Origin of the sequence: Chitinophaga dinghuensis (assembly GCF_003259435.1) — a bacterium.
Lineage (GTDB): Bacteria > Bacteroidota > Bacteroidia > Chitinophagales > Chitinophagaceae > Chitinophaga > Chitinophaga dinghuensis.
Genome location: NZ_QLMA01000003.1, coordinates 78,515 through 92,884 on the forward strand (window position 1 = coordinate 78,515; position 14,370 = coordinate 92,884).

A 14,370-nucleotide genomic window follows, 5' to 3' on the forward strand; every position below is an offset into this window, starting at 1 on the left:
AATCCCTTTTTTTATTTTTCGTTTTCTTGCCCGTTGGGCCGGAAAACAGGAGTGTTTTAAATTAGGCTTACAGATTATCTAATGTAGCAGCGCGGTGAATGATACCGCCGGCTATTACATCATCGCCATCGTAGAATACGGCTGACTGGCCGGGAGCGATACCTTTTACGTTTTCGTAGAAGTTCACTTTGATGAGGCCATTGTCGTTCTGGAGGCTACTGAGCGCGCCTTTATCCTTATAACGGATTTTGGTGATCGCTTCCATACCATCTGTAATGGTTTCGTATTTACCCATATTCAGGCCACCTACGATCATGGTATTCTTTTGCAGTTCATCCTCATTGCCAAGTACGACCGTATTGGTTTCCGGAATGATTTCCGTTACAAACACCGGACGTCCGAGGGCAATATCCAGCCCTTTACGTTGTCCGATAGTATAGAAAGGATAACCTTTATGTTTCCCAACGATGGTGCCGTCAGCAAGTACAAAATTACCGCCGTTCACTCTTTCTTCGAGGCCTTCCACTTTACGTTTCAGGAATCCGCGATAGTCGTTGTCCGGAACGAAGCAGATTTCATAGCTTTCTGCCTTCTTCGCCAGTTCAGGATAGCCAAAATCGAAGGCCATCTGTCTGATTTCCGTTTTACGATATTTACCTAAAGGCAGTATAGTACGTGCCAATACGTCTTGCTGGATACCCCACAGCACGTAGCTTTGATCCTTCAGTTCGTCTATACCTTTGCTGACCACCTGTCTGCCATTATCATGCTGACGAATTTGGGCATAGTGACCGGTAGCAATAAATTCGCAGTCCATTGCGTCTGCGCGTTTCATCAGTGCGCGCCATTTGATATGGGTATTGCAGAGTACGCAAGGATTAGGAGTGCGTCCTGCAATATATTCATCTACGAAATTATTGATTACGAAGTCGCCGAATTCGTCCCGGATATCCAGAATAAAATGTGGAAATCCGTGATGCACCGCGGCTGCGCGGGCATCATTGAAGGAATCGAGGTTACAGCAGCCGGTTTCCTTCTTGCTGGCCCCAGCTGAAGCGTAGTCCCAGGTTTTCATGGTGATACCCACCACTTCATACCCCTGTTCATGTAGCATCAGTGCTGTAACTGTACTGTCAATACCGCCACTCATGGCAACCAGCACTTTTCCAAGCTTGCTCATTTACAAATAATTTAAGGCTGCAAAATTACTTAAAATCCCGCCAACCCGCATACATATATTATCGATTATAGCAATACCACAATTGATTTTGACTATTTGATGATATCATTTTCCCAATTTGAGGTTTTATTTAGGTTGTTGCTACAAATTATTAATTTAGCACGCTATATTTAATGTCCAAAGCTAAGATGTAAATGTTACCAACACTTAATAAGGAGCTCGTTTTAAAAAGAGCAGATTCCGGCGTTCATGAAGCACAGTTCAATTTTCCCGAAAGGATATTGCAATTCGGCACAGGCGTGCTTTTGCGCGGCCTGGTAGACTATCTGGTGGATAAAGCCAATAAGAAAGACATTTTCCAGGGTCGTATTGTGGTGGTGAAATCCACCGACGGAGATACCTCCGATTTTGACCAACAAGATAGCCTCTATACCACGCATATCAAAGGAATTTCTCAAGGGGAATTAGTGGATAGTGTACTCATCAACTCTTCTATTTCCCGTGTTTTGCAATCGAATGCAGAGTGGAGTAAGATATTAGAGGTAACGCATCAGCCTGAATTACAAGTAATTATATCAAATACTACAGAAGTAGGGATTCAATATGTAGCCGAGAAAGTATTGGAAGGGGCCCCATCCAGTTTCCCTGGAAAACTGCTGGCGATATTGTGGGAGAGATATCAATACTTTAAAGGTAGCAGCAACACTGGATTCGTGATTGTGCCTACAGAGCTGGTAGTGGATAATGGTAAATTGCTGCAGGAAATAGTGCTGCAACTGGCTGCCTTCAACGAAATGCCGGCCGCCTTCATCAACTGGATCAGCAGCGATAACCGCTTCTGTAGTTCGTTGGTGGACAGAATCGTGCCCGGAAAGCCCCGTAATCTGGCTGAGCAGGAAGGGAAAGCAGGTTATGCGGACAAGCTGTGGATTGAAGTAGAACCTTTCCTGTTATGGGCTATTGAAGGGGATGAGCATATCAAATCCGTATTGTCTTTTTATACTGCCGATGAACGAATGCTGATTGCCCCGAGCATCACGCCGTTCAGAGAGCAGAAACTGCGCATACTCAATGGCAGCCATACAGCTGCTGTGCCATTGGCTTATCTGAGCGGACTAAATACGGTGTATGAGTGTATGGAAGATGGGTATATGAAGCATTTCTTCCAGCAGGTGATCTTGCAGGAGATACTGCCTACCATCCAGGATATTTGTCCACAAGCCACCACCTTTGCCCAGGATGTACTGGACAGGTTTGCCAATCCATTTATTGCGCATAAACTGATCAGTATTACTTTCCAGGAAAGTTCCAAAATGAATGCGCGCAATGTACGTACCCTGCTGCGTTATTATGAGCAGCAGCAGGCATTACCGGCGCATATGTGTCTTGGTTTTGCGGCCATGTTATTGTTCCTGAAACCGGTGAAAGAGGAGAATGGAAAATACTACGGTGCGAGAGATGGGGAAGAATACCTGATAACAGATGATAATGCTGCTATTTTTGCCGCTTATTGGCAGCAGCAGAGCAATACCCAGGATATGGTAGCACAGATTGCCCGTGATCAGCGTTTGTGGGAAGTGAACCTGGATGAGATTCCTGGATTTACTGCTACTATCAGTGAACATTTAGATCAATTACAAGAACAGGGAGTGAAGCAATTTATCCGCCGGGAGCTGGCTTCTTCCGGACTATAAACCCATTAGGCATATGAAAGAATTTTTGTCGGAGGACTTTTTACTACAAACAGCAACAGCGAAGCGTTTATATTTTGATTATGCGCAATCCATGCCGGTGATAGATTATCATAATCACCTGCCGCCGGATGAAATTGCACAGAATAAAGTATTTGAGAATCTGACGGCTATCTGGCTGCGTGGCGATCACTACAAGTGGCGCGCCATGCGGGCGAATGGCGTAGCGGAGAAGTATATCACCGGAGACGCTGACGACTATACGAAGTTCCGTCATTGGGCAGCTACCGCGCCGTATACGATGCGCAATCCGCTGTATCACTGGTCGCATATGGAGTTGAAGAATCCGTTTGGAATTACGGAGTTGCTGAGTGAGTCCACCGCCGAAAGTATCTATCAACGTTGTAATGAGCAGTTGCCTCAGTTCAGCACGCAGTCGCTGCTGACGCATTACCAGGTTAAAACCCTTTGTACTACGGATGATCCGGTGGATTCGCTGGAGCATCATGCTGCTATTGCAGCCAATCCGTTTGGGACGGTAGTATTGCCTACTTTCCGGCCGGACAGGGCGATGGCAGTGGATAATCCGGCGATGTTCAATGCATTTGTGGATAAGCTCTCTGAAGTACTGAATACGGATATTAACAGCTATGATAAGCTGATGGTGGGTTTGCAACAGCGTCATGATTATTTCCATGAGAAAGGCGGACGGTTGAGCGATCATGGGCAGAGTGCATTTTATTTTAAAACAGCCACTGCTGCCGAGTTGGAAGGTATTTTCGAGAAAGCGCGGAAGGGACAGACCGCCAGCGAGTTGGAGAATGAGCAGTTCCGCACGGCGGTGTTGTTACAGATATGTGAGTGGAATCATGAGAAAGGTTGGGCCCAGCAGTTCCATGTTGGCGCAATACGGAATAATAATAGTCGCCTACTGGCTTCTTATGGCGCGGATGCGGGTGTAGACTCTATTGGCGACTGGAAGAATGCTATTGCGATGAGTGCATTCCTGAATGAACTTGATAAGAAAAATAAACTGGCAAAGACTGTTCTGTACAACCTGAACGGCGCCGATAATGATGTATTTGCAACGATGGCGGGCAATTTCCAGGATGGAAGCGTACCGGGGAAAATCCAGTATGGTTCCGGTTGGTGGTTCCTGGATCAGAAAGACGGAATGGAGAAACAAATGAACTGTTTAAGCAATATGGGCTTGCTTTCCCGCTTTGTGGGGATGCTGACAGATTCCCGTAGTTTCTTATCTTATTCGCGTCATGAATATTTCCGTCGTATTTTGTGTAATCTCCTGGGTAAGGATGTGGAGAATGGTGAGTTGCCTAACGATATTGCTTGGTTAGGTAAAATGGTGCAGGATATTAGTTACAATAATGCAAAAGCATATTTCGGATTCTAATGAAAGCAGTAAAAGTAATTACGTTCGGGGAAATCCTGCTGAGGCTTTCTCCGCAGCTGTCGCAGCACACGGCAGCCATCTACGTAGGCGGCGCCGAGGCCAATGTAGCCGCCGCTCTGGCACAATGGGGTACGCCCGTTTCCTATCTCAGTAAGGTACCGGATAACGGCCTTTCCCGGGATGTGTTGGCACAGTTGACAGCCCTGGGTATCGAAACGGACCGGATGCTGTGGGGAGGGGATCGTATCGGCCTATATTATCTGGCGCAAGGGAGTGACCTGAAACATGCAGAGGTAGTGTATGACCGCAAATATTCTTCTTTCTCCGCCATTGAGCCCGGATCGGTAGACTGGGACAGTTTGCTGGGAGATGCAGAATGGTTCCACTGGAGCGCTATTACGCCAGCTTTAAATCCTGAAGCGGCAGCCATCTGCCTGGAAGTATTGAAGGCAGCTACGCGTAAGGGCCTGACCATCTCCACAGATCTTAATTTCCGCAGCAAGCTATGGCAATATGGTAAAAAGCCATATGAAGTAATGCCGGAACTGGTGGAATACTGCGATGTGATTATGGGAAATATCTGGGCGGCACATACCATGTTGGATACATCCCTGAATTCCGCGGAATTGGAGCTGGATAAAAGAGAGATCTACCTGGAGCAGGCTACACATGTTGCACAGCAGATTACAGATCGTTATAAGCGCTGTAAACGCGTAGCATTTACATTCCGTTTTTCCAATGGTCCTACTCATGCCCATTACTATGCGTTTTATTACAACCAGGGAAAAGTGAGTGTGAGTAAAACATATGACACTGATCAGGTAGTGGACAGAGTGGGTAGTGGCGATTGTTTTATGGCGGGGCTGATTCATGCACAACTGGCAGGAAGGGATGATCAGGGTATTATCTCCTATGCAGCAGCTGCAGCGTATTCCAAATTCTTTGTAAAGGGCGATTTTAATACTACTTCGGTAGATGACATTTATAAATTGATGTAGAACTATGGCACCGAAATCAGAAATTATTTTTGCTGCATTCCAGCAAAGCGGCATTATCCCGGTATTTTATCATGAGGATGTAAACGTTTGCCTGGAAGTGTTACAGGCTTGTTATGACGGAGGACTTCGCGTGTTCGAGTTTACGAGTCGGGGAGCCGCTGCCAGAGCGAATTTTACCGCTATGCTGGAGCGCAAGAAAGCAACTATGCCGGAAATGTATCTGGGTATTGGTACCATTAAGAATGCAGACGACGCTGCTTTCTTTGCAGATGCGGGCGCCGATTTTATTGTATGTCCGATAGTAGATCCAGCAACTGCTGAAATATGCCATCAGCGCCAGATTACCTGGATTCCGGGCTGCATGACGCCAACAGAAATTGCGTTGGCGGAGAAAAATGGTGCGGGACTGGTGAAGTTATTCCCTGGGAATGTACTGGGACCGGGTTTTGCCGCTGCAATCAAGCCGCTGTTTCCGGGACTGAAATTTATGCCAACAGGGGGCGTGGAACCTACTGCAGCCAGCATGAAGAGCTGGTTTGATACAGGCGTAATATGTGTGGGTATGGGCTCCAATTTGGTATCAAAGTCGGTGGTAGAAAACCGCGATTGGGCCGCGTTGAAAGAAAAAGTTATGCAAACGTTTGCAATTCTGAAAGGCTTGCAGTAAATTCAGCCACTTTATAAATTCCAAATTCAGCCAAATGAATTCCACAACTTTAGGTAAGTATCGCTGGCGTATATGTGCGCTGTTGTTTTTTGCGACCACGATCAATTATGTAGACAGGCAGGTTATTGGATTACTGAAAGATACGCTGGCCGTAGAGTTTAACTGGTCCGAGCAGGATTATGGTTATGTAGTAACGGCGTTTGCGGCAGCATATTCCCTTGGTTTGCTGGCATTTGGCCGATTGATAGACCGTATTGGTAGTAAGCTGGGATATGCCGTTTCTGTGGCTGTCTGGAGTATTTCTGCAATGGCACATGCTGCCGCTCGTTCCACCTTTGGTTTTGGCGCTGCCCGTTCTGTACTGGGCGTAAGTGAAGCGGGTAACTTCCCTGCCGCTATTAAATCTGTAGCGGAGTGGTTCCCTAAAAAAGAAAGAGCCTTTGCGACCGGTATTTTCAACTCCGGTGCAAATATTGCCGCTATTGTCGGTCCTCCTACTGTGTACTGGATCTTATCTAATTATCACTGGCAGACAGCCTTCCTGTGGACAGGAGCTATTGGTTTCATCTGGTTGTTCTTCTGGTGGATATGGTATGAAATTCCTTCCCGTCAAAAGCGTTTAAGTAAAGCGGAATATGATTATATCCATTCTGATAATGAGGAAGTAATTCCTGCGGATGATAAGAAATCCTCTGTGAAATGGGGTCAACTTTTTACTATCCGTCAAACCTGGGCATTTATATTTGGTAAGCTGCTGACAGACCCGGTTTGGTGGTTTTTCCTGTTCTGGTTGCCTACTTATTTATCAACCACTTACGGTATTGATATGAAAGCCTCTAAAGGCTGGCCATTGATTGTGATTTACTCTATTTCCAGTATCGGAAGTATTGGCGGTGGCTGGTTATCCTCTTACCTGATCAAAAAAGGCTGGCCTGTGTTCAAAGCACGTAAGGTATCAATGCTGTTTTTTGCATTTTGCGTATTGCCGGTGGTAATCGTTCCCCATGTGAGTAACCTCGCGATGGGACTTGGTTTGATTGGATTGGCAACTGCTGCTCACCAGGCATGGTCTGCAAATATTTTTACTACAGTTTCTGATATGTTCCCTAAGAAGGCAGTAAGTTCTGTGGTAGGTATTGGCGGTATGGCCGGTTCTGTGGGCGGTACATTGGCGCCGCTGCTGGTGGGCGCTGTCCTGGATCATTACAAATTATTAGGTAAAATATCTACTGGATATGGTATCATCCTTACCTTCTGTGGCATCGCTTATCTGCTGGCCTGGTTGCTGATGCACTTCTTCGCGCCTAAAATGGAGCCGGTAGTGCTGGATGAGCCGACGCCTGTAGGGAATTTACCTCAGGAACAATTGAATTAAATCCACAAATAAAGTTTCAATCGTTTAAGAAGAGTACCAATGTAAAGAGTCAGGGGATGCGGCCCTGACTCTTTTTTTATGTGTATAAGGTTATTGCTTTTTAGGATATAACTTGTAGAACTTAACTCCGTTCGTATATGCATCACCGTTATAATTGAAATAATATACCGCCCCGCTTTTATCCTGGCCAATGAACCTGGTATCTGTGAAATCCACCCATTTAGCACGGCCTGTAGTCTGATTCTGTTCCGGATGGGTTGTGTTTATTCCGTTTTCAGTTCCCGCATAGCAGTAGTAGTTTTTATTGAACAGATCATAGCTATACAGCGAATGTTGTCCGGCTGTTAACAAAGTTCCATCTGTTAATATCATACAACGATTGAGGTCCGTATCAAATCCATCTACCCAGAATCCGCCACTGTACGTCATTTTATACTTTGGATTGTTTTCATAAGATCGTATTGTAAACTGTGAAGTCAGGTAAGGTGGATAAGAAAAACCTTTGCTGTCATCGGCTAAATTATATTGTACAATGTTGTACTGTATCCAGTTGGTAGTCCAAAATGAGAAGAGATTATTCCCCATTGGATCGTGGATATACTGTCCGGTGGTAACAGTGAATCCGCTACCTTTTACCTGACTGTACAAGGTGGAGTACATCAATCCGCGACAATTGCCATCTGGCGTCATAGCTGAAATTTCATTGACACATTCGAACGGATAGTCGCCCACTGCGCCAGAGGCAATACCATTGTGCCAGAAGCTATGATTGTCCGTTAGATTATCTTCTGCATAAGCATTGGTGTAATACAGACTGCCATTCACATCTGTATTGAGCACCATAGCTACTATTTTTAAGGAAGACACGTTGCCCTGGAAGCTGAATGATTTTTCCGCAACAGTAGCTTTGACTTTTTTTACCAGCGTACGATTGAGGGTAGTCAACTGCTTGCTGGCGAGATTCATTTTAACCAGGCGAAAGATGTAATTATCTGATGTATCGGTGCTGTTCTCTTTTGTTTCTGCGGAGAGGTACAGATAATCGCCCTCAAAGGTAACGGCGGAGCCAATGAACTGCTGGAAAGTAAAGCTGTTGCCTTTATCATCTTTGGCATTCGCTCCAACCTGATATAATGAGGTGAATTGTCCATTGCTCAGTGATTGTATGCCAAGGCTATTCTGAAAGTAGATATTCCCATTCTTATCATTTGAAACGGAGTACAGCAGGGAATAGCCTTTCGCGGAATATGCAGACATATCGGTGGGCTTCCAGGCAGCGATTTCATCTACCCAAAGCGTAGTGTCCGTGCGCATGTTTCCGGAATTAATCAATTTGATATTGATAGGAGGACCATATGCAGTCACGCCATTGGCAGTTACACATACCTTCCTGTTAGGGCCAACTCCCATCTCTTTGGTGACTACAAAGCGGATGGCATCGATGGGGTCCTGAGGACTGTAGAAGGTGGCATTCATGGTTAGCCGGGCAGTATCCTGGATGGTTACTGGGATACCACCAACTGTGATGGATGTTCCACTAACTGTTGGAAAGAGCTTTCCGATTAACATAACCGTGTCTCCCACTACTACATCTTTTGGATAAGTCCAGTCTATCGGCGCAATACGTGATCCTGTAAACTGTGAGTAATGATCTGCAAACCATGGTTGCATTTTCACCATCACGGCATGTTCGTCTACCTTTTTGCAGCTACTCCAAAGGAGGATGGCTGCGATGAAAAGAAAAATATTTTTCATGATGATTGTTGTTAGAAGTTGTTTGTAGTAAGAATGGAAAGATTGGGTGCGATGCTGACGGTCCGCCCTGTTATTGGATCTACATAGGAGCCAGGATTGTTGTTGGAGTATCCATAAATTACCAACGTATAGGCATGACCGGGAGTAACTGTTATAGAACCGGTAGCGATATAGTTGGAGGTATTGCCTGCATTATACAACTTGATGTTATAAGTGGCAGGCCCTGTTACGGGCAGCGACAGGAAACCCGTGTTATCCTTGTATTTAGTGGATGCGGGGAAAGACACGGGTACTTGTTTGTTCAGCGTCATATATACGGGGCCGGTGAAAGGGCTCAGATTAATGATTCGAACTCCTACTTTCGTTGTGTCTATCAAATATTTATCGGTGGCTACAATATGCGAAAAATATCCGCAGCTGTCGCCATAATAAACGATGGCGGGCGCATCGGGTTTGATGTCTACCTGTAAACTGTCCAATATCCTGCGTTTTCCATAACCGGAGGTATCTGTCAGCAGCAGCTGATGTTTTCCTTGATTCAGGTCTGTAAACTTCGTCCAGATGGAATTCAATCTTGGGTATACAGGCAGTGAGGAATTATCTACCCGGTAGAGATATGGAAATTGGGAATATTCGATGGTTGGGGCAGCAGTGTAAGTGGTGTCCCGGCTATCCACCAATACAATAGCGCCGGAAGGAGAGCCAGACACAGCATTGATCAGGGCACTGGAAGTAAAAACATAACTTATCTTTCCTATTACGGGTAAATCCGGAGGAGTGACATCCTTATTACAGGCTGCTGCGAGGCAAATCATCGACAATAAGGCTATATATTTTTTCATAAATGAGTTTGTTAGAATGAATAGGTGAATTGAAGCAGGAAATACCTTCCAGGCTTGTATTTCGTGTAAATATTATCGCCTTTATAAAAGACTTTATTATCTGCTCTTGTAACTGGTTCTTCTTTGTTATAACGATGATCGAAATTCTGATCTTCCACTAAGCGATAGCTCTGATCCAGCAGGTTTTGAATACTGAATTTCACCTGTAATGATTTGATGATACGTTGGGTGAGGGAGAAGTCGAGCAGATGCGTCCCTAACTGCAGCAGGTCTGGTCTGGTATGCCGGTCTGTCAATGTGGAATCATTGATTGTTCTGACACTTTTGGCATATATAGACGGACCGTTGAAGTTATATACAAAGCTTGCTTTGGTACCGGTTGCCACGTTTTCGTAGAAGAGGCCTGCATTCACGATGTAAGGCGCCTGTCCTTGCAAGGGGCCGCCATCTGTGTGTGCTGTATCGCTGGAGTAGTCGTTGTGTACTTTACGTCGTTCTGTGGTACTATGAATATAAGTACCATTGAGGACTACAGATAGTTGTCTGAATACGTTACCTGGGATGAATGACAGGCTCTTTTTAATTTCCGCTTCAGCCCCCATTACCTGTGCACTTACAGCGTTGTCGTAGAAAATGGAGGAATAATTCCAGCCATCTTTATATTCAGTATTGGTCACATCTTCGCGCATTTTTTCGATGGGATGTTGCAGATGTTTATAGAACACGCCAATATTCAATACTTCGTTTTTATTATGCGGATATAGCTCTGCGCGCAGATCTATGTTGTCAATAACGGCAGTGACTATACGCGGATTACCTTTGATTTCTTCGTTGCGCTGGAAGTCGAAATCTCCGTATGGAGTGAGTTCTCGGAAGTCGGGGCGATTCACTGTACGACCGTATCCGGCGCGGACTACGAACTGTTGGTTCGGGCGATAATTAAGATTGACGGAAGGGAGGAGGATTGTTTTTTTATGATCTACATCTACGGATTCGATGGCGCCTTCTCCGTATCCCATATTTCTGGCGCCGGCCAGTTTTTGGCGGTCGTATTCCAGGCGCAGACCGGCATTGACAGTGAACTTTTCTTTGGCTGTTTTCCAGTCGCCCATTGCATAGAATGCATTGTATTGTTCACTGGCAACATAGGCATCTGTTGGAGAGGTAAGATCATATACTGCCAGGCCTGTTCCATCATCGGGAAAATACTTGTTACTCCATACATGAGAAAGGTCTTTGGGTTGGTATTGCAGTAAGTTGGGATCATTGTAGTTATAACCGCTGTTCCATTTCAGATAGTCGTTCGTGGATTGCATAACGTACAGTTCTTCGGGTTGTAATCCAGCCCTGTTTACGCGGAAGAATCGTCTGCCCACTTGTCTTACTTTGAAGAGCATATATGCCCCTGTTTTGAGAGACAGGTTTTTGTTTACCGTAACGGAATAGTCGGCTGATCCATTATACACCTGCTCCAGGTTGCGGATATATAGTCTCGCCATCATACCCTGTTTGGTTGTAGCGAAATCAAAGTTGGAGCCGCCGGGCATCCAGGTGCCGCTATCTGCTCTGGCAGGCAGACTACTCACGAAATGTATGATGCGTTGATCGGGTACATTTTGGAGGTCGTGGGTAAAGCCCAGGTTCCAGTTGATGGTATGTTGTTTGTCTTTTCCCAGTTGGTGTGCGCCGTTCAGATTTCCTGAATAGAGCATACGTTGTTGGAAAGACAGCACCATATCTTCTTTATAGGTGTTATACTGGGATCTGTATTCAGATGGAGCTGCATTACCTGCTGAAGTGTAGACGCTGGTGAAACGTTTGCCATCATTTACGAAGAAGTTCATAAATGCGATCTGGTGGCGATCATTGAAACGCAATGTCAGGTTTTCCAGGAGGTTTATTTTACCTGTTTCTGTTGATTGCGGACCGTGACCGATTTTATTACCGTATCCGTCTGATTGTCCTATATCATCTGAGAGTGCGAGTGCGTAGGTATTACCTGTTTGGCGGTATACGTCGTATGCTACGGTTTCTTTGGTATAGGTAAGAGAGGTCAGGTCGAAGAGGCGCCATGAGCCGAGCTTCCAGCTATTGTAGTAATTGCCGAATACCTGCATATCCGGGAGGGCATAACGTTTACCGGTGGAGAGGACCGGGGACATATTATTTACCCAGTCGTGTGGCGCCATGTTATTATTTCTGCGGTTGCTTTCGAATATTCCGGGAGAGAAAGCGGGTAATTTGCGGGTACCGTCGTCGAAGCCGAGGAAGTCTGTTTTTCCGCCGTTATAACTTTCTATATTGCTGAAAGCTGCGCCATCGCGGGCTGCAAATTGGATGCCTGCGTCAAAGTGACGTACAGGCATTGCATTTTTGGTAGACACTTTTATGGCTGCGCCTGCGTAGTCACCCACTAAATCGGCTACTGGCGATTTATACACCAGGATTTTATCGATTACGCTACTGGGTAGCAGGTCGTAGGCGAAGGCTTTGGAGTAGAGCTCCGTAGAGGGGGCTACGTTACTATTCAGATAGGTGAGGTTGTAACGTTCATTCATTCCTCGAACAACGATGAAACGGTCGTCTACTACTGTGATACCGGAGATGCGTTTTACTACTTCGGCGGCGTTGCGGTCGGCGGTTTTGGAGATCAGTTCATTGGAGATACCAGAAACCACGCCGGTTGCGTTTTTGATTTCTTCCAGCAGTTGTTGTTCTGTGCTGTGGGTAACGGCTCTCACTTTGCGTGGGCCGCTGGCTATCTGCACTTCTTTCAGGTTGCTGCCTGTCTGCATTTTTACATCGCGGGCGCTGTTTTGTCCGTTGCTCACCTGTACATTAGCAATTACCGCTTGTTGATAGCCGATGAAAGTTACGACCAGCGAGTAGTTTCCGGTAGGAATATTATTCAGCTGATAGAATCCTTTGTTATCCGTTACAGCGCCGAAGGTGGTTCCTTCCAGTCGTATAGTGGCTCCTGGCAGAGGAGTGGATGTTTCAAAATCCACTATCCTTCCGCGAATGCCGCCATAGGTGATGCTTTTAGCGGGATTTGCCAGTTTTACAGCAATCGTTTGTCCGGTGACCTGGTATTTAATACCATAGCTGGTATTGAGTTCTTCCAGGATGGTTTTCAGGGGAACGGCATTCCACTGTATATTTTTGAGGGGAACGGCGGCAAGGGAAGCGCGATCATAAGAGAAGCTGCATTCGCTTTGTTTGTCTAATTCAGCGATGACGGCCGCCAAATTGGTGTTGGTGGCATGGATGGTAATTGGTTTGTTGAGTGCTGGCGATTGTGCCATTATCTGGCTGGAAATCAACAGCAATAGGAACCATCCCAGCTGCCGCCATTTTATTGGCAGCAGGAATGCAAAGGTTTGTCTAACTTTGTCCATAAGTAAACTTTAAAAACAATTGTTTTTGATGTCCCGCTGGCCGGCGGGACATTTTTTATTGATTAATGAATAAACACGGTATCGTTGGCGATCTGCCATTTAAAGCCATATACAAAGGCCATATTGGTCAGCATATCTTCTAAGTTGGTATTGCTGAAGGCGCCCGTGAAACGGGCTTTCCCGGAGAAATTAGCGTTTATAATTACTTTCTTATGATAACGGTATTCCAGTCGGCTGAATACGGCGTCCAGTGGCACATCATCCAATACAAAAGCACCTTTTTTCCAGTCTGATTCCCTTTCTTTCAGGAAGTTGCGGACGGTTACCTGGTGGAAGGCGGGGCGGGAAATGAGTTTAAAGCCAGGTTTGAGGACCACTGCGCTATCCGGGCGAATACGAATAGCGATACTGCCGGCGGTGAGTGCGATGGTAGTGGTTCTTTCTGCGGGATAGGCTTCAACGTTGAAGTGGGTGCCCAGTACCTGGGCTTCCAGTCCTCCTGCAAATACTCTGAATGGCGTTGTATGCGGCGCTACTTCGAAATAGCCTTCTCCGGAAATGGAGATATTGCGGCTCTGGGTGTTGTAGTTGGCTGGGATAGTGAGGGCTGCGCCTGGAGAGAGCCATACGAGGCTGCTGTCGGGCAGCGTTACTTTTCGTGCATGCATGGACGTATTTGCCAGCTGCGTAGGTGGCGTAGTTGGCGGAGCAGCTGGTTTATGTTTTTGCAGGAAGTATAAGCTGGCCAGCAACAGGATTGATGCGGCAGCCACTAATCTGCGAACGAGTCGCAGTACCCGGAAAGGTTTGGTGGCGGTTAAAGGGATGCCTGCATTTTTCAGTTGCATATCCAGTATGGTAGCAGTTGCTGCGGGCATGGGGATTGGCGTCTCCTCCCAACCGGCAGCCAACAAATTTTCCAACTCATGATCGGACAGCGATTGCAGCCACTGGTGTGTGGATGAGCGTTCTTCTTCCTTGATATCTTGATCAATATAATTTCTCAGTTTATCCGTTCCTTCCATACTGACAGGTTATGTACTATTGTCTTCA

Annotated in this window: 10 protein-coding genes; 5 read left to right on the forward strand and 5 right to left on the reverse strand. The window is 46.0% G+C overall.

The annotated features are described in order from the left end of the window. Nucleotides 1–67 precede the first annotated feature (67 nt). Nucleotides 68–1,180 (reverse strand): tRNA 2-thiouridine(34) synthase MnmA, encoded by a 1,113-nt coding sequence (gene mnmA / locus CLV59_RS09340; RefSeq protein WP_111591771.1) that lies wholly within the window; start codon nucleotides 1,178–1,180, stop codon nucleotides 68–70. Between the two features lie 194 nt (nucleotides 1,181–1,374). Here mnmA and CLV59_RS09345 point away from each other — a divergent pair, with 194 nt between their 5' ends. The 5 genes from CLV59_RS09345 to CLV59_RS09365 are packed head-to-tail and all read left to right on the forward strand — an operon-like array spanning nucleotide 1,375 to nucleotide 7,322. After that, on the forward strand, nucleotides 1,375–2,874 hold the full coding sequence (locus tag CLV59_RS09345; RefSeq protein ID WP_111591772.1) for a tagaturonate reductase: 1,500 nt from the start codon (nucleotides 1,375–1,377) through the stop codon (nucleotides 2,872–2,874). Between the two features lie 13 nt (nucleotides 2,875–2,887). Next, nucleotides 2,888–4,282, forward strand: coding sequence for a glucuronate isomerase (gene uxaC, locus CLV59_RS09350; RefSeq protein ID WP_111591773.1), 1,395 nt, complete (start codon nucleotides 2,888–2,890; stop codon nucleotides 4,280–4,282). After that, nucleotides 4,282–5,280 (forward strand): sugar kinase, encoded by a 999-nt coding sequence (locus CLV59_RS09355; RefSeq protein ID WP_111591774.1) that lies wholly within the window; start codon nucleotides 4,282–4,284, stop codon nucleotides 5,278–5,280. Before uxaC ends, CLV59_RS09355 begins: the two co-directional genes overlap by 1 nt. A 4-nt stretch (nucleotides 5,281–5,284) precedes the next feature. Further along, nucleotides 5,285–5,947 (forward strand): beta/alpha barrel domain-containing protein, encoded by a 663-nt coding sequence (locus CLV59_RS09360; protein WP_111591775.1) that lies wholly within the window; start codon nucleotides 5,285–5,287, stop codon nucleotides 5,945–5,947. A gap of 34 nt (nucleotides 5,948–5,981) precedes the next feature. Continuing rightward, nucleotides 5,982–7,322 carry an MFS transporter gene (locus CLV59_RS09365; RefSeq protein ID WP_111591776.1) on the forward strand — a complete coding sequence of 447 codons (1,341 nt, stop codon included), beginning with the start codon at nucleotides 5,982–5,984 and terminating at the stop codon, nucleotides 7,320–7,322. A 90-nt stretch (nucleotides 7,323–7,412) separates the two neighbouring features. Here the strand turns inward: CLV59_RS09365 and CLV59_RS09370 are convergent, their stop codons facing one another. The 4 genes from CLV59_RS09370 to CLV59_RS09385 all read right to left on the reverse strand — a co-directional run bounded on the left by CLV59_RS09370 (nucleotide 7,413) and on the right by CLV59_RS09385 (nucleotide 14,342). Beyond that, nucleotides 7,413–9,077, reverse strand: coding sequence for a hypothetical protein (locus CLV59_RS09370; protein WP_111591777.1), 1,665 nt, complete (start codon nucleotides 9,075–9,077; stop codon nucleotides 7,413–7,415). Nucleotides 9,078–9,088: 11 nt separating this feature from the next. After that, complete coding sequence (locus tag CLV59_RS09375; protein WP_111591778.1) at nucleotides 9,089–9,919, reverse strand: DUF4397 domain-containing protein; 831 nt, start codon at nucleotides 9,917–9,919, stop codon at nucleotides 9,089–9,091. An 11-nt stretch (nucleotides 9,920–9,930) separates the two neighbouring features. Next, nucleotides 9,931–13,317, reverse strand: a complete 3,387-nt coding sequence (locus CLV59_RS09380) for a TonB-dependent receptor (protein WP_111591779.1) — start codon at nucleotides 13,315–13,317, stop codon at nucleotides 9,931–9,933. Between the two features lie 62 nt (nucleotides 13,318–13,379). Then, nucleotides 13,380–14,342, reverse strand: coding sequence for a FecR family protein (locus CLV59_RS09385; protein ID WP_111591780.1), 963 nt, complete (start codon nucleotides 14,340–14,342; stop codon nucleotides 13,380–13,382). Between the last annotated feature and the right edge of the window lie 28 nt (nucleotides 14,343–14,370).

What these genes read in the sequence shown, in the direction of transcription:
- CLV59_RS09360 (WP_111591775.1), top strand. Translation starts at nt 5,285, where the DNA reads ATGGCACCGAAATCAGAAATTATTTTTGCTGCATTCCAGCAAAGCGGC.
- CLV59_RS09355 (WP_111591774.1), top strand. Translation starts at nt 4,282, where the DNA reads ATGAAAGCAGTAAAAGTAATTACGTTCGGGGAAATCCTGCTGAGGCTT.
- uxaC (WP_111591773.1), top strand. Translation starts at nt 2,888, where the DNA reads ATGAAAGAATTTTTGTCGGAGGACTTTTTACTACAAACAGCAACAGCG.
- CLV59_RS09370 (WP_111591777.1), bottom strand. Translation starts at nt 9,077, where the DNA reads ATGAAAAATATTTTTCTTTTCATCGCAGCCATCCTCCTTTGGAGTAGC.
- CLV59_RS09385 (WP_111591780.1), bottom strand. Translation starts at nt 14,342, where the DNA reads ATGGAAGGAACGGATAAACTGAGAAATTATATTGATCAAGATATCAAG.
- CLV59_RS09375 (WP_111591778.1), bottom strand. Translation starts at nt 9,919, where the DNA reads ATGAAAAAATATATAGCCTTATTGTCGATGATTTGCCTCGCAGCAGCC.
- CLV59_RS09365 (WP_111591776.1), top strand. Translation starts at nt 5,982, where the DNA reads ATGAATTCCACAACTTTAGGTAAGTATCGCTGGCGTATATGTGCGCTG.
- CLV59_RS09345 (WP_111591772.1), top strand. Translation starts at nt 1,375, where the DNA reads ATGTTACCAACACTTAATAAGGAGCTCGTTTTAAAAAGAGCAGATTCC.
- CLV59_RS09380 (WP_111591779.1), bottom strand. Translation starts at nt 13,317, where the DNA reads ATGGACAAAGTTAGACAAACCTTTGCATTCCTGCTGCCAATAAAATGG.
- mnmA (WP_111591771.1), bottom strand. Translation starts at nt 1,180, where the DNA reads ATGAGCAAGCTTGGAAAAGTGCTGGTTGCCATGAGTGGCGGTATTGAC.